The 18,804-nt window shown below is 62.5% G+C and carries 13 protein-coding genes and 1 pseudogene; 6 read left to right on the forward strand and 8 right to left on the reverse strand.

Annotated features, from left to right (window positions below; translation table 11 throughout):
• Positions 1-55 precede the first annotated feature (55 nt).
• Complete coding sequence (locus C457_RS19295) at positions 56-1,171, forward strand: CobW family GTP-binding protein (RefSeq protein ID WP_049913737.1); 1,116 nt, start codon at positions 56-58, stop codon at positions 1,169-1,171.
• On the opposite strand, the gene C457_RS20745 is transcribed toward C457_RS19295, so the two are convergent.
• The 3 genes from C457_RS20745 to C457_RS19305 all read right to left on the reverse strand — a co-directional run bounded on the left by C457_RS20745 (position 1,172) and on the right by C457_RS19305 (position 3,415).
• On the reverse strand, positions 1,172-1,333 hold the full coding sequence (locus C457_RS20745) for a hypothetical protein (RefSeq protein ID WP_162832781.1): 162 nt from the start codon (positions 1,331-1,333) through the stop codon (positions 1,172-1,174). It abuts the gene before it with no gap.
• Between the two features lie 69 nt (positions 1,334-1,402).
• Positions 1,403-2,560, reverse strand: coding sequence for a glutathione-independent formaldehyde dehydrogenase (locus C457_RS19300; RefSeq protein WP_008097300.1), 1,158 nt, complete (start codon positions 2,558-2,560; stop codon positions 1,403-1,405).
• A gap of 579 nt (positions 2,561-3,139) precedes the next feature.
• Complete coding sequence (locus C457_RS19305; protein WP_008097301.1) at positions 3,140-3,415, reverse strand: hypothetical protein; 276 nt, start codon at positions 3,413-3,415, stop codon at positions 3,140-3,142.
• Between the two features lie 223 nt (positions 3,416-3,638).
• Here C457_RS19305 and C457_RS19310 point away from each other — a divergent pair, with 223 nt between their 5' ends.
• From C457_RS19310 to C457_RS19325, 4 genes are all read left to right on the forward strand, one after another.
• A complete protein-coding gene (locus C457_RS19310) occupies positions 3,639-5,159 on the forward strand; it encodes an NADH-ubiquinone oxidoreductase-F iron-sulfur binding region domain-containing protein (RefSeq protein ID WP_008097302.1) in 1,521 nt (506 codons plus the stop codon).
• Positions 5,156-8,482, forward strand: a complete 3,327-nt coding sequence (fdhF, locus tag C457_RS19315) for a formate dehydrogenase subunit alpha (protein ID WP_049913738.1) — start codon at positions 5,156-5,158, stop codon at positions 8,480-8,482. Before C457_RS19310 ends, fdhF begins: the two co-directional genes overlap by 4 nt.
• Positions 8,483-10,055: 1,573 nt before the next feature.
• Complete coding sequence (locus tag C457_RS19320; RefSeq protein WP_008097304.1) at positions 10,056-11,591, forward strand: alpha-N-arabinofuranosidase; 1,536 nt, start codon at positions 10,056-10,058, stop codon at positions 11,589-11,591.
• Between the two features lie 78 nt (positions 11,592-11,669).
• Entirely contained in the window at positions 11,670-13,004 is a 1,335-nt protein-coding gene (locus tag C457_RS19325) for a sialidase family protein (protein WP_008097305.1), read from the forward strand.
• A 2-nt stretch (positions 13,005-13,006) separates the two neighbouring features.
• Here C457_RS19325 and C457_RS19330 read toward each other — a convergent pair whose 3' ends face one another.
• The 4 genes and pseudogenes from C457_RS19330 to C457_RS19345 all read right to left on the reverse strand — a co-directional run bounded on the left by C457_RS19330 (position 13,007) and on the right by C457_RS19345 (position 16,997).
• Positions 13,007-13,717, reverse strand: coding sequence for a hypothetical protein (locus C457_RS19330; RefSeq protein WP_008097307.1), 711 nt, complete (start codon positions 13,715-13,717; stop codon positions 13,007-13,009).
• A pseudogene (locus C457_RS21195) lies at positions 13,714-14,686 on the reverse strand (carbohydrate ABC transporter permease). Before C457_RS21195 ends, C457_RS19330 begins: the two are co-directional and overlap by 4 nt.
• Positions 14,679-15,554 (reverse strand): carbohydrate ABC transporter permease, encoded by an 876-nt coding sequence (locus tag C457_RS19340; RefSeq protein ID WP_008097310.1) that lies wholly within the window; start codon positions 15,552-15,554, stop codon positions 14,679-14,681. Before C457_RS19340 ends, C457_RS21195 begins: the two are co-directional and overlap by 8 nt.
• A gap of 63 nt (positions 15,555-15,617) precedes the next feature.
• A complete protein-coding gene (locus C457_RS19345; RefSeq protein ID WP_049913739.1) occupies positions 15,618-16,997 on the reverse strand; it encodes an ABC transporter substrate-binding protein in 1,380 nt (459 codons plus the stop codon).
• Between the two features lie 207 nt (positions 16,998-17,204).
• Here C457_RS19345 and C457_RS19350 point away from each other — a divergent pair, with 207 nt between their 5' ends.
• Complete coding sequence (locus C457_RS19350; protein WP_081909252.1) at positions 17,205-18,338, forward strand: ABC transporter ATP-binding protein; 1,134 nt, start codon at positions 17,205-17,207, stop codon at positions 18,336-18,338.
• Positions 18,339-18,516: 178 nt separating this feature from the next.
• Here C457_RS19350 and C457_RS19355 read toward each other — a convergent pair.
• On the reverse strand, positions 18,517-18,804 hold a 288-nt coding region (locus C457_RS19355), incomplete at its 5' end, for a fumarylacetoacetate hydrolase family protein (RefSeq protein ID WP_008097318.1).

The following is an 18,804-nucleotide window of genomic DNA, read 5'->3' on the forward strand; positions in this document are numbered from 1 at the left end:
AGTCGGCCGCCCCAGTTTTCATTACGACCACTCGTGAGGCGTCACACACATCGACATGTCCACAGCCGAAATACCGATTACGGTCGTTAGCGGTCCACTCGGGGCGGGTAAAACGACGTTGGTCAATCGACTCCTGAACGACCCCGGTGACAGAGACATCGCCGTCGTCGTCAACGATATGGGCGAATTGAACGTCGACGCGGAATTAGTCGCGTCAGAGGCTGACGATGGAGTCGTCGACCTCTCGAACGGCTGTATCTGTTGCCGGTTGCAAGACGACCTCGTGACTGAGGTGACGCGGTTGGCGGAGACGCGTTCGTTCGACTATCTCCTCATCGAGGCCTCGGGAATCAGCGAACCGCTCCCGATTGCGCGGGCGCTGACGGGCGAGTCGAACGAGGGCGGTCTGCCGGAACGACTCCGGTTAGATACCACGGTCTCGGTCATCGACGCCTACGGGTTCTGGAAGGCGTTCGACCCGGAAGAATCGCTTCCGGACGCCGCTCCCGACCCGGAACGGCCGTTGACGGAGGTGCTCGTCGAGCAGGTCGAGTTCTGCGACGTGTTGTTGCTGAACAAGTGTGATATGGTCCCCGATGATGCGTTGGACGCCGTCGAAGCGGAGATTCGGGAACTCCAGCCACGTGCGAGCCTCCACCGGACGACCTACAGCGAAGTCGACCCGACGCGGGTTCTCGATACGGGACGCTTCGATTTCGAGGCGGCGAAGCGCCATCAGGGCTGGAAACGAGCCCTCACGGGCGACGGGGCCGAGGCGGACCACGACCACGAACACACCCACGACGATGCCGCCTCGGCAGCGACGGCCCACGGTGTCGAATCCTTCGTCTACCGTCGAGACCGCCCGTTCCACCCGCACCGACTCGATGCTTGGCTCGGTGACTGGCGGGGGAACGTCGTCCGTGCGAAAGGGTTCGCGTGGGTCGCGAGTCGTCCCGAAACGGTTCTCGGTGTGAGTCAGGCGGGGCCGTCGGTGCAGGCCGGCCCCATCGGTCGATGGGAAGACGATGACCCCGAGACGCGACTCGTGTTCATCGGCCGCGGCCTCGACGAGGGCACAGTGACTCGAGAACTCGACGAGTGCCTGGCGACGACGGACGAACGAGGGGCGGCGTACCCCGACGACCCGTTTCCCCGCGAGTCTGCCTGATTAGGCCGCGCCGAAATCGACCTCGTCTCGGAGTTCGTCCCACGGTTCGTGGAAGCCGTAGGTCGACTCCGAGTCACCGCTGATTACCGTCTGATACACCTCGTCGTACTCCAACAACTGCGTCCAACCGTCGTGGTACCGGTAACTGCAGTACTGACACATAGAACGCGATACCGGACTAACCGGCAAAGGAGTGTCGGTGAGGGGGCCGAGTTGAGAGACTCCGCTACGTTAGGGTTCCAGCAGTACCTTCGTGACTCCCTCCTCGCGGTTGTCGAACTTCTCGTACATCTCGGGCGCGTCGTCGAGGCCGACGCGGTGGGAGACGGCCCAACTCGGGTCGGCGCGGCCTTCGATTATCATGTCCCGGAGTTGTCGGTTGTACTCCTTGACGTTACACTGGCCGGTGCCGAGTGCCTGACCTTTCTCGAAGAGGAGGCCGAAGTCGATGCCGAGGCGACCCTGAGCGGCCATCTCGTCGGGAGCGCCGGGGTCGTCTGGCACGTAGAGACCGGGAATACCGAGTTCGCCGGTCGGTCGGACCGTCCGAATGAGGTTGTTGATGACGACAGCCGGGTTCTCGCGAGCAGGGTCGTACGCGGCGTCGGCTTCCTTGTCCGGGTCGATAGCCTGGTAGCCGACCGCGTTGACGCCCTTGTCGACGCCGCCGCCGTGAATCTCTTTGATCTGTTCGACGGGGTCGCCCTCCTCGAAGTTGATAGGCGTGGCGTCGCAGTGCTCCTCGGCGAGTGCGAGGCGACTGGGAACGCGGTCGACGACGTAAATCTCGGCAGCGCCCTTGAGCTTGGCGCTGTAGGCGGCCATCAGGCCGACCGGACCGGCACCGTAGATAGCGACGGAATCGCCGGCTTCGAGGTTAGCGAGTTCCGTGCCGTGCCAGCCCGTCGGGAAGATGTCCGCGAGCAGCGCGAACGAGTCCTCGTGCTCCCGTCCGTCCGGTAGCTTGAGCGCGTTGAAGTCGGCGTACGGAATGCGGAGCTTCTCGGCCTGCCCTCCTTGATAGGGTCCCATGGCGACGTACCCGTACGCTCCCCCGGCGAACCCCGGATTAACGTTCGTACAGAAGCCGGTGTAGCCGTTCTCACAGTTCTCACAGAAGCCACAGGCGACGTTGAACGGTGCGACGACGCGGTCGCCGACTTCGAGACTACTGACGGCCTCGCCGACCTCTTCGACGATACCCATATTCTCGTGGCCGAACACGATTCCCGGCTCCGCGGCCGTCCGTCCCTCGTACATGTGGAGGTCGGACCCGCAGATGCAGGTCGTCGTGATGTCGATGACGACGTCGTTTGGATGTTCGATCTGGGGCTCTTCGACTTCTTCGACTGCGACTTCTCGTTCGCCTTTGTAGACGACTGCGTTCATAGACATTGTGCGGACTCCACTCGGCCTCTGCGAACGGTTGCTATTTATATCTCGGGTCGATTCAGCCTTCCTGATATCGGACACTTCACGCTTGAGGAGGGTTTAGTAATGCATTCTCAAAACATCAGAAAAATTATTATGTGTGTTTTCTATGTTGAACCCGGTTCGATTACTCGCTCACTGAAGCTCGAGTTCGAATTCGACGGTCGCGGCCGCGTTCGGCGCTATCTGTCCGACCGACTGTCGCAGGACCGTACCACAATCAACTTCGCCGGAGTCTGCATCTCACGTGCGAGCCGAGATATCCCACAAGCACTCTGCTTTCTTACATGATGTGCGGGGCGTTCGCCCCCGGAATGAATCCACGACGGACCGCCCAAAACGGCTGGCGATGAAGCGCATCAGTAGCACTTCGACACCTCGGCAGTTGTTGGCGCATAGTGTCAGGTAACGACGGACAGCGATTTGGTTCTCACCGTGGGACGGCGTCCGCTCGCGCCCGACGCGGAGCGACTCGGTGACACGTCCGACACGTCCCGACGAGAATGCGCTTCCGAACACCCGGTACCAGAGTAATGACTACTTCAATCGCATGTTCTCGGCTCGCTCCGCCGCGAGGTCGGTAATCTCCTCGACGTCGCTATCGGAGCGGTCCGCGAGGACCCGAACCAGCATCCCGAGTTGGACGGCCGCAGTCTCGCGTAACTCCGACGCCTCTTCGGTATCGTTGGCGAAGTAGTACTCGTGTCGACCGTCGTGGTGGACGAGCCCGGTGTACACGGACAGGACGTCGTCTTCGCGAGTCGCATCGGCCGCCTTCTCTCGAACGTCGTCGAACCGTGGGTTCGTCATCATCACGGTAGACGGCACGTCGCCGCCTTAGGTCTTTGCTCCGCTCGCTGTCCCGTCCGGTGCAGTCACCTGTCTCCCGCCCAATCGCGCTCGCGCCGACTTCGACGCGTTCGGGAAACCGAACTCGAAGCCGGTTCCGAACTCTCTCGAATGCCTCGACCCCGCACTCCGGCGCGCGTGGGTTGGGATGATTTTTTAACCCCGCCGTGTCTCTTCATCCGTGAGAATGAATCGCACAGGCGAAGGGCTCCAGTCGCCGACTGTCCGGGTCTCGGGAGCCGGACGAACGGAACACGGCGAGCGCGTCTTGAGCACCGCACGTGCCGCCGCCGACTCCGTCACGGTCCTCCGAACGGGACCCACCGGAATCAGCGAGTACGACCCGTTGGTCCTCGCGACCGACGCGGGACGGACTGTGTTTTTCCCAGCTCCGGAGACGCCGAAGGTCCGAGACCTCGTCGCCGCCATGGAAGATGGGGAGTTACCGACGGACGGTGGCGCAGCAGTCGTCGAACATGACGTCGAGACGACGACGCTTCCGGTTCCGACGGACGGGCCGTTCGCGGTGGGGGAGCGGCGCGTCCTCGGTCCCTGTGGGTGGGTCGGCCCCCTGGACCCGACAGCGTACCAGTTTCACTCGCTCGATAGAGACGCGGGCGCAATCGCGGACGCTGGGCTCGTCGGTCGCGGCAGAGGTGATGCCACCGCTGACGAACCGGTCGCGGACGCTTGGCGACGCGCACGAGAGGCCGACGGCGACCCAGTCGTCGTCGTGAATGCAAACGACGCGGACGACCGGCAGCGGGCGGACCAAACGCTCCTCGCCGGGTCGCCGATGTCGGTGCTCGACGGAGTGGCGGCCGTCGCCGAGTACCTCGATACGACCGATGCGGTCATCCACCTCGCAGAGACCGACACCGAACTCCGGGAGCGTCTTCGGCAGGCCATTGCGGCCGCTGCGGACGAACTACCGGTCGTTCCGGTACTCGTCGCAGGCCCGGACGAATACCGTGCCGGCGAACCGACGGCGGCGCTCGAAGCGGTAGAGGGTGCGGATAGAATTGAGCCCCGTCTCCAGCCACCGTCGCCGGCCGAGTACGGGCTCTACGGTCGCCCCACGGTCATCCATACGCCGCGGACCTTCGCCCATATCCATCTCGCGCTCTCGGACCCGGAGGAGACCAATAGAAGCGGGTCTGGATCGGCGACGCGACTGCTGACTGTCACCGGCGACGTGACTGCCCCCGCGACGATAGAGTTGGGTTCTGACGCCCACCTCTCGGCGGTTCGGAACGCCGTCGAACTGGAGGGTTCGTTCAAGATGGCCTGCGTCGGCGGGGTTTTTGGCGGAGTCACCCGGACGCTGGATATCGCACCAACCGTAGCCGGACTGACTGCGGCTGGCCTCGGAACGGAGGGCGTCGTCGAACTGTTGAACGATGAGCGGTGTGCGGTTGCGACTGCCGGAGACCGAGCGCGCTTTGCCTCGGAAGCCAACAGCGGGCGGTGCGTTCCGGGACGAGAAGGGACCGTTCAACTCACCGAGCTGTTGCGAGCGGTCTACCGAGGCTCGTTCGACCGGGGGAAGATACGCGAACTCGGCCGGGTCATGACTCAGTCGAGCAACTGCCTGATCGGTGCCCATGCACCGCGTCCGGTCCTGACTGCGATGGACGAGTTCGAATCGAGTTTCGAAGCACATGCTGACGGCCGCTGTCCGAGCGGCACCTGTACTGACAAACTATGAGTACTGACGACCCACTCCCGGGCGTTCCGGAGATAGACGACCCACAGCACGAGACAGCGGTCACGGCGGAGTTTGAGACCGGGACCGCGAACGACCCACCCGTCGGAACCGGCGGTGAGAGTCCAACGACAATCACGGTTAACGGAACACGGGTTACCGTTCCACCGGGGTCGACTATCATCGACGCCATGCAGGCCGTCGACGACGAGATAGTGAGCGTGGACCCCGGTGCCGACAGCCTCGACGAGGACGCTGACGTTCCGGCGCTCTGCTACTACGACCGCGAAGGCGATGCGAGCGACGAAATCGGCCCTCGGAGCGAGTGTCGAACCTGCATGGTCGAAACGGACGAACACGGGGTTGTCCCCTCCTGTTCGTTCCCAGCTGAGGATGGGCTGACGGTCGAGACCGACACGGCGACCGCCGAGGAGTGCCGGAGCGTCAATCTCGACCTCGTCCTCTCTAACCACAATCTGCGCTGTACGACCTGTAACGGAAACGGACGCTGTGAACTACAGGAGACGGCCATCAGCGAGGGGGTCGACCACCCGCGCTACGGCGTCTTCGACGAGCGCAGCGAATACGAACCGCTCGACGACAGTTCCTCGTTCATTCAGATCGACCGCAACAAGTGCATCCTCTGTAACCGGTGCGTCGAGGGCTGTAACGACGTTCAGGTCGAAGGCGTCCTCCGCATCGAGGGCTCCGGGGAGGACACCCGCATCGGCTTCCAGTCCGACGCCGAGACGATGGCCGACTCCGACTGCGTCTCCTGCGGACACTGCGCCACGGTCTGTCCGACCGGCGCCCTGACCGAGAAGGATATCGGCGGTGCCGGGACGCTCCCGCTGCCGGGATTCACACAGCGGAACTCAGTCGGACGAGTCATCGAACACGAGGAGGTAGAGACGCTCGACGACACGACGGCACCGAACCGCTCGCCCGCTCCCGGTAGTGCGGGGAGTGCTGGGGACGAAGCCAACGCAAGACAGGAGGAGCAAAGCGGTGTCGCCCGCTATATGGCTCAGAGCAAACGCCGGGCGTCCGACTTCCTCGAAAAATACGGTCGGAAGGCCGTACTCGCGGGCGAACACACCGCGGAGAACATTGCGGCGCAGACGCTGCCAGAGGGTCGGCTATTCGACATCGCGTCGCTCGTCAGCGACTACCGATTGGGCAAGGTCGACAAAGCGGAGACGACGTGTGGGTTCTGTGCGGTCGGCTGTCGGTTCGAGATGTGGGGCAAAGACGGCAACGCCCTCGGCGTCCAACCCGTCGACGACCCGGACAATGCACCGGCCAACAACTTCTCGACGTGCGTGAAGGGGAAGTTCGGACACGACTTCGCCAACAGCAAGAAGCGGCTCACGAAGCCACTGATTCGAAACGAGGACGGCGAGTTCGAGGCGGCCTCGTGGGACGAGGCGCTCGACTACGTCGCCAGCGAACTCCACGGGATTCAGGACGAACACGGCGTCGACGCGGTTAGTTGCCTCGCGTCGTCGAAGGGGAGCAACGAGGAGGCGTATCTCGTCCAGAAGTTCGCTCGACAGGTGCTCGGCACGAAGAACATCGACAACTGCGCCCGACTCTGTCACTCGTCGACGGTGGCGGCGCTCCAACAGACGCTCGGCTACGGCGCGATGACGAACCGCATCAACGAGGACATCGGCGAGGCCGACGCCTACCTCATCAGCGGGTCGAACACGACCGAGTCGCATCCGGTGTTGGCGACTCGCATCAAGCAGAACGTCCGCGACGGGGCCGACCTCGTGGTGTTCGACCCCCGGAAAATCGGCATCGCCGAGCACGCCGACCAGTACACGAGAACGACGCCCGGCTACGACGTGGCGTGGCTCAACGGACTCATCCGATACCTCATCGAACACGACCTGCACGACGAGACGTTCATCGAACGGAATACGAACGGGTTCGAGGAGGTCAAGCAGAAGGTCCAGGCGTTTACACCCGAGAAAGTCGAGGAACTGGCCGGCGTCCCTCCAGCAGAACTGCAGTCGGCCGCCGAGACGCTCGCAAACGCCGAGAACGTCGTCTTCGGCTGGGCGATGGGGATGACCCAATCCAGCCACGGGACGGAAAACCTCCTCGCGATGGCCGACCTCGCGCTCACGCTCGGGCAGGTCGGGAAACCGGGTGCCGGACTCTCTCCCTTCCGGGGCCAGAACAATGTGCAGGGCGGCGGCGGCGACATGGGTACCCTGCCCGGCAGTCTCCCCGGGTACCAAGACCCGGCCGACGACGAGGTCGGCGAGAAGTTCGCCGAGGTGTGGGGCGAACGTCCGCCGGCCGAACCCGGGCTCAAAGTCCCGGAGATGCTCAGCGAGGCCCACGAAGGCAAACTCCGCGGAATGTACATCGTCGGGGAGAACCCCGCGCTCTCGGAACCCGATATCCAGCACGCCGGTGAGGCGCTCGACGGCTTGGACTTCCTCGTCGTACAGGACATCTTCATGACGGAGACTGCAGAGCACGCGGACGTGGTGTTGCCGGCGGCGACCTCGCCGGAGAAACACGGCACGTTCACCAACACCGAGCGTCGGGTACAGCGGGTTCGAGCGTCGGCGGAACCGCCCGGAAAGGCGCGTCAGGACTGGGAGATTACGCAGGAACTGGCGGCCAGACTGGGCTACGACTGGGGCTACGACCACCCGCGGGAAGTGATGGACGAGATTAGCGAGCTGACGCCTATCTACGGCGGCGTCAGCTACGAGCGTCTCGAATCGGGCGACGAGCACGGACTCCAGTGGCCCTGCTGGGATGAAGACCATCCCGGTACGCCGTATCTCTACGACTACGAGGAGGGAGAGTTCAACTTCGACGACGGTCTCGCCCGCTTCGTGCCGGCAGACGGCGGCCATCCCGGTGAACTACCGGACGAGGAGTACCCCCTCACGCTCACGTCCGGGCGGGTTCTCTATCACTGGCACACCGGACAGATCACCCGACGTGTCGAGGGGCTTATGAGCCACGTCGGCGAGAGCTTCGTCGAAATCAGCCCGACGACCGCCGCGGAACTCGGCGTCTCGGACGGCGAGTACGTCAGGGTCGAATCCCGCCGTGGCGACATCGTCGTCAAGGCGGAGGTGACCGACCGCGTCGGCGACGGAACGCTCTTCATCCCGATGCACTTCGCGGCCGGTGCGGTCAACAAACTCACGCAGGAAACCTTCGACCCGCAGGCCGGCATTCCGGAGTACAAAGTGTCGAGCGTGCGCGTCGAACCGCTCGGACCGGATGCCGACCCGGACGTGCTGCGGACTCCGGACGCAGGTGCTGGCAGCGCCGACCGCGGCAGCGACTGATTTACGGGGGTCGCTTCGTTTCGCCGGACTGCTCTACAACACCTGGCGGCTTGCTGACTCCCGCTGAAAGCTGGGATTTGTGGCGGGGTGGACTACGCGCCTGTACTGGCGTTCTCGGCTCACGGGCGGTCGGAGCTTTCAATAAAGTGAATAGCGCTATATCTATTATCGATCGGTGGTGTCCCACCCATCCTCCGGGGCTGTGAACGCGCCACCGACGGTCGAGTTTGATTCTCCCGACAGACGCTCGTATTGTTGATTCTCTATCGGTTCGTCCGTCTCCTCAATCTGCTCCGCGCGGAAGGACGTATCCACACGAGTCGCAGACGAAGGCGACGTCGTAAAACGAATCGTAGACGGCGAGACTGTGACTACACTTTGGGCAACGCATGCATTTTCTTAGCCATTCGATAGTCACTTAACCCTTACTACGACGATTGTCGTTATCTCTTGGAGAGCGGTCGCGTTTAGTTCCGGTGTTAAGATTTGCAGAGAAAGAAAAACTAATGTGGGGCTCAATCGTCGAGTTATATGGTCGATAGCGTAACCGACCAACGAGGCTAACGTATCAGTCATGTCATAGACGTGGCGTTATGGGCGGAGTAGGTCTGTCCCGGTCGAAGCTTATGAACACCTGACAGCACTACCACGTCGAGCTCAACACACCACCCACTGCCATCATTTTTGTTCTATATCTGATAGCTTTAACCGCGAGTTTCGCCTCCCGAGTTAGAACTCTTGTGTCGCTTGGGAGCCATGGGTCACCGACCAGTTGGGAATAGTCCGACATCTACCTGAGCTTACGCGATGACCCCGCTTTCACGTTTCCCCCAGTCGAGATATTGTTCTCGATACCAGAAAACTTAGCAAAACTTGCCAAGTTGTGCGAGTTGAAACGCAGGAGTGTAGTGTCACTGAGTCGGCCACCTCTCTCCATAAGCAAAAGCGTAGACCCAAACCGTCTGACGACGCTCCAGGAACACAGTCCGTGTTGCAGTCTGGGGATAATTACAGGACGGAACTACTGTCTCCGTGAACTCGGATGCGCGATCGAGGACGAACGCCTCGGAGGGCCCGCCGTATCGAACCCTCTGTGAAACCGGCCCGGCGGTGTTCTGGGAACGGGTCGTATTTCGGCGTCGGCTCGTCGCGCCAGCAGCGATAGATTTCACGGGGCACTCTCTGGACCGGGTGCCGGATACGGTCAACGTCGTCGAGCTAACGGAACTAACTGTTCACTACTATGCCCACGGGTTATTGCCGCTGTTCACTATGACGGAACAACATACCGGATGCCTCGAACCCGCCCGGAGAGACCGGTTTCGTAGAGTATCCGCTGCTACCCTGATAGAGATTACATACGTATGCTTGTAATCATTGTGCGCAGAACGATATTGTCTCGTTCTGAAATAGGGAACCTTAGAGAAATTGCAATGACCGCGTTACCGACGGATTCGAGGCACCAGCGCTTCGACCTGCGTCCATCGCGTAACTGGATGGTTCCGCATCTGACCTCGTGCAAACAGGGAACAAGGCACAATAGTTATTTAACCGGGTACTGATGAAAGAACGTATGCAGAGTGAAGTACGCGTTAGCAGTCAGGAGCCGATAGACCATATCTCGGAGAACATCTACGGTCACTTCGCCGAACACCTCGGACGGTGTATCTACGGCGGTCTCTGGGTCGGCGACGACGATAGGGTCGAGACCGAGGACGGCATCCGAATGGACACCGTCTCGCTGCTCCGCGGACTGAATATGCCGGTGCTCCGTTGGCCGGGTGGCTGCTTCGCCGACGATTACCACTGGGAAGACGGTGTCGGCCCGCGAGAGGACCGTCCTCGCCGGCGGAACCTGTGGTGGACGCAGGGGCGAGAAAACGTCCCCGAGGAGTCCAACGAGTTCGGGACGGACGAGTTCCTCCGACTCTGCCAACTCCTCGACACGGACCCCTACATCGCGGTCAACGTCGGGTCGTCGACGCCGCAGGAGGCGCTCGACTGGATCGAATACTGCAACTACGGCGGCGACACGGAACTCGCCGACAGGCGGCGAGAGAACGGGCAAGAAGAGCCGTATGGGGTGAAGTACTGGGGCATCGGGAACGAGAACTGGGGCTGTGGCGGTCGGTTCGCGCCGGACGAGTACGCCGACGAGTACCGCCGGTTCGCGAACTACTTCAACGGCTTCGATAAGCTGATGAACGAGGACTCGACCGAATTCATCGCCTGCGGACACCTCACGGACGACTGGAACAAGGTCTTCTTCGACAGCCTCAACGGCGGGATGGAGTTCGGCCCCGGCTCGTTCCTCGGCATGGGGTCGCCGTTCAACCTGATGGACCACTTCTCCGTCCACCGCTACTATCAGGCGGGCGGTGACACCGATTTCACCGACGAGCAGTACTACAAGATTTTCGCGCGCGCACAGAAGGTCGGTGGGGACATCGACCGAGCCGCCGAGACGATTTCGGAGTACGTTCCGGAGGGAGAAATCGGAATCATCGTCGACGAGTGGGGCGTGTGGCATCCGGAGGCGAGAAGCGACAACGGACTAGAGCAGGAAAACACCGTTCGGGACGCGCTGACGACCGCCGGTGTGCTCGACCTCATCCACGCGCGGGCCGACGTCGTCTCGATGGCGAACATCGCACAGCTCGTCAACGTCCTGCAGTGCCTCGTCCAGACCGACGAAGAGGCCGCGTGGCGGACGCCGACGTACCACGTCTTCGACCTGTACGAGAACCACGTCGGCCAGACGGCGCTCGAAACGAGCGTCGACACGGAGCAACGCGAAATCGAGGGCGAGGACCACGACGTCCCGATGGTCTCGGCGTCGGCTTCTGAAGGCGACGGAGAACTGTTCGTCACGGCCTCGAACCGCCGCCACGACGAGGCTGAACTGCTCACCGTCGACGTCGGGTCGTCGGCGTACTCGGTGTCCTCGGCGACCGTTCTCTTCGAAGACAACGACATCCGGGAGTACTCGACGAAGGAGAATGCGGAGTCGTTCGAAGCCAGCGACTTGGCCGTCACCGACGATGGCGACGGAACTATCACGTTCGAAGCGCCGCCGGCGTCCGTCGTCGGTCTGACGCTGACGGAGTAACGGAGCCGCCGTCGTTCTTTTTCGAGCTGACACCGGGGATACAGTTATTATGGTGTCGTGTGAACACATAGCAGCGTCATGAGCGAACGCGATTCCATCCGCCAGCACAGCCGCCGGAAGTACCTCGCCGCGGTCGGCGCCGTCGGGGCCGCAGCAGTCGGGTCAACCGGCGTTATCGCGGGCAGTGGCCGCGACGACGAACAGACAGACGTCGAAGGAACGCTGTACTCGCCCCCGTCGGACGCGCCCGCCCCCGGGTCGCTGTATCCTCGAGTCACGCGACTGAAACACGGGTCGGGAAAGGGCGGCGAGAAGCAGTTACTCGCGACGTTCGAGTTCTACCCGTCGATGAGCGGCGGGTCGGAGCCGTATTTCCCCGTCTACCGGAGTACTGACGGAGGACGAACCTGGTCGAAGTTCTCCGAGATTCACGACACGAGCGGGAAGGGCTGGGGGCTTCGATACCAGCCGACTCTGTTCGAACTCCCGCATGCGGTCGGTCCGTGGCCGGCCGGGACGGTCCTCGCCGCCGGGAACTCCATCCCGATCCTCGACGACCCCGAAGACGTCCCCGAGGGCGAGATCGGCGAACTCGGCGAGACGAGCATCGACCTCTACGCCAGTACCGACCGCGGGGCGTCCTGGGAGTTCGTGAGCACCGTCGTCACGGGCGGCAAGGCCGTCCCCTACGACGGGAACAGCCCCGTCTGGGAGCCGGAGCTTGGGCTGGACGACGACGGGAATCTCGTCTGTTACTTCGCCGACGAGCGGATGGGGAGCGACGACGACTACAATCAGCTGGTCGCGTACAAAGCCTCCGAGGACGGCGGCCAGTCGTGGGGCGACGAGCAGTTCGTCGCGGCCATTCCGGACGAGACGACGCGCCCGGGGATGCCCACCGTCACCCCGCTGCCCAACGGTACGTACATGATGAGCTACGAGGTCATCGGGCCGGACTACCTGTACGGCGAGGTCCACGTCAAGACTTCGCCCGACGGGCGTGACTGGGGCGACCCGACGGACGCGGGAACCCTCGTCTCGACCGCCGACGGCCGGCGGTTCATCAACGGCCCGTACGTGACGTGGACCCGCGCCGGCGGCAAAGACGGAACGATACTCGTGTCCGGAAAACAGCTCGTCGACGGGAACCGCGAGCTCGCGGAGGGGAACGGCGAGGTCGTGCTCGCGAACTCGAACCTCGACGGGAGCGGCGACTGGGAGGCGGTCGACGCCCCGCTGTCGTTCGAGACGGAGAGCGACCTCGGCGGTCGGGCGTTCGTCGGTTGGACGACACCGCTGCTGCCCTCGCGCCACGGGGATGAGCTACTGCAGCTCACGTCGGTCGCGGACGGGCCGAATCTCTGTGAGATCAGTTACGGCGTTCAGTCGCTAAAACTCGACGACGGGACGTAGCGTCACCGTCGAAACGTCGCGGAGAAATCGTTTCGCAGACTCTCACCGGAGACTGGGCGGTCGGTCGGAGCGGTCGAGTCCGCTGCGTCGGCCGCATCCTCTTTTTGGTCGCGCGTCTGGGCGGCCAGTTCCGTGTGGAACGCGGCCACGAGCGCGGGAAACACGAGCGGGAGTGCGACCGTCAACACCGAACACACGACGAGTAGCGTCGCGGTCACGACACCGACCAGCACCGTCGCCACCGGCCGCTCGACGGACCACCGGTATCCGTCGGTGACAGCGTCGAACGCGTCGTCACCCTGCGCGAGCGCGACGAATGCCAGCGCGAAGACGACCCACGCGTGGTACGCGAGATAGAACCCGACCATCCCGAGAACGCCCGCGAGCGCCGACCCGGAGGCAGCGAACCGGCCGAGATAGAAGACGGCGAGAGCCGGGAACGCGACCATGAGCCCGCTGAAGAGGAGCGCGTCGAGCCAGTAGTTCGAGAGCGTCGCTCTGACGGCGTCACGGTCGATGTGGCCCTGTTCGCGGACGGAGGCGACGGCGCTGTAGACGCCCAACGTCGCCGGGCCGAGCGTGACCAGGGGGATCGATGCGAGTACCCAGCCGACGCTGATGGCGACCATCTGAACGGGGTGATGGAACACCGTTCGGACCGCGGCGACGAGCGCGCGGTGGACGCCGACGGTGCCGTCCGCTGACTCGCTCATCCCGTCGCGCCCTGCATCTGCACTGCTCGCACGATCTGTCCCTGGAAGATGAGGTAGATGATGAACAGCGGCAAGGACCCCAGAATCGCGACGGCCATGTGGAGTCCGGGCGTGTCGATGTTCCCCTGATAGAGGTTCACCAGTCCGATGGGAAGCGTGTACGCCGTCTCGTTCGACAGCACGAGCAGCGGCCAGAGGAACGCGTTCCAGTTGTAGACGAACATGAACAGCGCCAGCGCCGAGAGAATCGGCTTCGCGAGCGGGAGGATGATGCGGGTGTACACCTGGAACGTGGTGAACCCGTCGAGCCTCGCCGCCTCTTCGTACTCGACCGGGATGTCCTTGAAGAACTGGTAGAGGAGGAACACGCCGAGCGGACTGGCCACGGCCGGCAGTATCACGCCCCAGTAGGAATTGATGAGGCCGAGGTCCGAGACGATCTGGTACAGCGGAACGATGTTCATGTAGTACGGAACCATGAAGCTCGCGAGGATAACCCCCATGACCACGCCCTGTCCGGGCCAGTCGAGCCGCGTGAGCGAGAACGCGACCATCGAGTCGATGACGACGATGAGCAGCGTCGCACCGGCGGCGATGATGAAGGNCGCCCTGTCCGGGCCAGTCGAGCCGCGTGAGCGAGAACGCGACCATCGAGTCGATGACGACGATGAGCAGCGTCGCACCGGCGGCGATGATGAAGGTGTTGATGGTCCACTCCACGACGAGCGTGTTGTTCAGTAGGTACTGGTAGTGTTCGAGCGTTATCGGCTCGCCCGCGAGCGGCGGTATCCAGTAGGGTCGCGGGTCGCGCAACAGCTCGGTCGGCTGGAAGGACCGAGAGAGCGTGTACAGGTACGGGACCGCCATGAGAACGGCGAGGCCGTAGAGGAACGCGTGAAGCAACACGTTCCGCACCGTGTCGCCGTTGAGCCGCGCGCGTATCGAGCTCTGCGATGTCGTTTCAGTCATTTGAGTCACCGATTACTTTGAAGTTCACGATTGCGATAATGATGAGGATTGCGACCAGCACGTACCCCATCGCCGCGCCGTAGCCGAACTGCTGTTGGGAGAAGGCGCTCCGGTACAGATAGTAGACGAGCGTGTCCGAGGTGTCCTTCGGGCCGCCCTGCGTCATCACGTACGGCTGTGCGAACACCTGGAACTGGAGGATGAACTGTACCATGACCACGAACACGACCGAGTTTCGCATCTGGGGGAGCGTGATATCCTTGAAGGCCCGCCAGCCGGTCGCGCCGTCGAGGCGTGCGGCCTCGTAGAGCCGTTCGGGAATGCTCTGTCGGGCCGCCAGGAAGATGACGAAGTTGAACCCGACCAGCCACCAGACGGTCATGAACGCGAGCGCCGCCATGACGAGGTCCGGCGACGTGAGCCATCCCGGCGGGTTGTCGATGAAGAAGCCGAGGTAGTAGTTTATCAGGCCGTAGCTCTGGGAGTACACCTGTCCCCAGACCAGCGTCACGACCGCGACAGTGAGGACGTACGGGCTGAAGTAGATGGCCCGGAGCGTGCGCTTTCCGGCCACATCTCGGTTCACGCCGAGCGCCATTATCAGCCCGAGGATGACCAGCGCTGGAACCGAGATGGCGACGAAGAGGAGCGTGCCCTCCATGGCGTTGTAAAACACCGGGTCGCGGAACAGTTCCACGTAGTTCTGGAGGCCGACCCACTCCGTCTCCGTGAGGTCGAACTTGTTCGGGTACGTGTGGAAGCTCATGTAGAGCCCCTTCAGCGCCGGCCAGATGAGGAACACCGTGAACACGGCGAGGTACGGAAGTGACCACAGGACGCCCTCGATGGTCTCCTTGCGGAGACCCATGACTGTCTTGCTGTTCGTCGCGTTCTCACCTCCCATAATGCGTTCTGTTATCCCCATCTTCGATTACTCCGAGATGCCGTTAGAGACCGTCTGGATTCCGGAGTCGATAGCCGCCTGCGGCTCAGAGTTCTGCGCCCAGATGTCGACGAGCCACGTGTACCAGTTCTGTGCGTTCGGGTCGCCGTTCGGGACCTTCGGGTGGTAGAAGTAGTCGCCGTCTTCGGCCATCTCGACGTACTTGTTGAGCGTCTTGTCGTAGTACGGACTGTTCTGGAAGGCGTCGGACTCGTAGATGCTGTTCGCGGCGGGCAGGTGACCGGCTTCGGCACCCCACGAGGGGTTCTGTGTGGTCATCCAGTGGGCCACCTCGGCGGCGATCTCAGACTTGGCGTCACTTCGGCCCTGCTTCTTCGGGAGGACGATAGAGTGGCCGTCCGCCCAGACCTTATCCTGCTGTTTGTTCGGACCGACGGTCGGTTCGAAGAAGCCCCAGTTGAGTCCGTCGACGTTTGCTAAGGCCGCCACGTACCACGTTCCGTTCATCGCCATCGCACACGTACCGTTCTGGAAGGCGTTGTTCCCCCAGTTGGCCTCGCTCGTGGGCTTCGACCAGCCCATATCGCCGGTCATATCGGAGAACAGCTGGGCGACGTTCTGTCCGGCCTCGCTGTCGAACGTTGGGTTCCACTCGTCGTCGTACAGGCTCCCACCCTGCTGTTTGACCCAACTACTCCACACGCGGTACGAACCGAAGCCGTCGTTGTACGGCGACTGCGTAAACGCGTGGGCGTCAGTATTCTCGACGACCGCGTTACCCGCTTGCTGGAACTCCTCCCAGTTCGTCGGCGGACTCTCCGGGTCCAGGCCGGCCTGCTCGAACAGGTCCTTGTTGTAGTACACGCCAAGGGGATGCATGTCCATCGGCAGCGCGTTCACGTTGCCGTCGACGGTGACGAGGTCCCAGTGGCTCGCGGTGTAATCGCCCTTGATCGACGCCGTGTCGGCGTAGGTGCCGATTGGGTCGATACCGCCGTCCCACGCTCGCAGGTACGCGGCGTGCATGATCGCCATGTCGGGCGCTTCTCCGCCCGAGAGGGCGGTGAACAGCTTGTTGTAGTACTCGTTCCACGGCGTTCGTTGTCGATTGATGGTCACCTCCGCGTCCGTGTCGAGCGGCTGTTCCTCGTTGAACTTGTTGACGATGCTCTCCATAATCGGCCCTTCGCCACCGCTGAACAGCTCCCAGAAGGTGATTTCGTAGGACTCGCTCCGCGTGTTTCCGGAGCTGCCACCGTCGCTGTTGTCACCGTTACCGCTGCCGCTTCCGCTGTCTCCACCGTTGTCGCCGTTACCGGCACAGCCTGCGAGTGCGACGGTCCCCGCGACTCCGGCAGATTTGATAAACTTCCGACGGGTACTGCTAGTGATAGCTTCTCGAACCATGTGTCACATGTACATGCTGGAGCATGGATTAAACTATTTTCCGTGACCAATACTGCCGGTAGATGAGGCCGGACACACCACCCGTTCGTCCGTCTGTCGTGGCGGCGCGGTGAGCTGACGTTCAGAATGCGCTCGCGTACCCGAATGATGCAGCCTTGACCGGAAGTAACCACAACTATTATTAGTTCTCTTGGCAACCCACGCACTATGGGTACTGTTAGCATCGAAAACGTGCGGAAAGTCTACGGCGGCGACTCGGATATTGTCGCTGTCGACGACATCAGCTTCGAGATAGAAGACGGGGAGTTTCTGACTATCGTCGGTCCCTCGGGTTCGGGCAAGTCGACGTTGCTCCGTATGATTGCGGGTCTGGAAGATATCACAGATGGGACGATACGTATCGGAGACCGTGTCGTCAACGGCGTACAGCCGCAGGACCGCGACGTCGCAATGGTGTTTCAGAACTACGCGCTGTACCCGCACATGACCGCGCGGAAGAACATGAGCTACGGGTTGCAGTTGACGACCGACCTCCCCGAAGACGAGATCAACCGACGGGTGATGGAGGCGGCGGAGATGATGGGCGTCACGGACCAACTGGACAAGCATCCTGGGAACCTCTCTGGCGGTCAGCAACAGCGTATCGCCACGGGCCGCGCCATCGTGCGCGAGCCGTCCGTCTTCCTGTTCGACGAGCCGCTCTCGAACCTGGACGCCAAGCTCAGACTGCACATGCGGACGGAACTCCAGCAGTTACAGGACACGCTCGGGACGACGACGGTGTACGTCACGCACGACCAGGAGGAGGCGATGACGATGTCCGACCGCATCGCTGTCGTCGACGGCGGCGAACTCCAGCAGATAGGGACGCCCGAGGAGATATACAACGAACCCCGGAACCTGTTCGTGGGCGACTTCGTCGGGAACCCGCCGATGAACCAGTTCAAAGTGCGGCTGTCGGGCACGTCGCTGGTCGCCGACGGCTTCAGTTACGACCTCTCCGAGAGGGTCCTCGAACACATCAAACAGTACGCCGACGGAGTAGACGAGTTCGTGCTCGGTATCCGCCCCGAGAACATCACCCTCACAGACAGCGACGAGCCCAACGCGGTTCGAGCGTACCTCGACGTCCGCGAGCCGGTGGGGTCGGACAACTATCTCCACTTCGACATCGAGGGCGAGGAGTGTTGGGTCCGCGTGCCCGGAGACGTCAAACCCGACACGAACCAGGAGCTATCGCTCGCCTTCGACGAGGAGCGGCTGCATCTCTTTCGGCAATCGGACGGCATCAACATTCTCGCTCAAGAGGAACCGTCGTTAGAGGCGGCGGCTGAACAGTAGTGTTTTCGCGGAGCGAGACGCGAACGACGCGTCGATGAGATTCGTCGGTGAAGGCGGGAGTCGGAACTACGGTTCGACTCCGACGAGGAGCGGCGACGCCATCGATGTCGCTATCGGTCTCCGTCGGTCCCCCCCGTCGGCAGACTGAACTCTTCGAGGATATCGGTGGGTGTGGGTGTCATACGGTAGTGACGCCGTTCGAGAGGGTGCCGATATCTTCGACGGTGATGTCGACGCGGTCGCCTTCTTGGAGGTCGAACGGTTGTTCGGGGACGAGCGAGGTACCGGTGAGGATGACCGCCAGTTCGGGGACCGTGTTGTGGCGCGTGAAGTACGACACGAGTTCCTCGCAACTGCGGACCATCTCGCTGGTGTTCGTGGCGTCGTCGTAGACGACCTCGCCGTCGCGCTCGATGGTCATGCTCATCTCTAACTCGTGAGGGTCGTCGATGTCATCGGGCGTGAC

This window comes from Haloferax prahovense DSM 18310 (assembly GCF_000336815.1).
Classification (GTDB): Archaea; Halobacteriota; Halobacteria; order Halobacteriales; family Haloferacaceae; genus Haloferax; species Haloferax prahovense.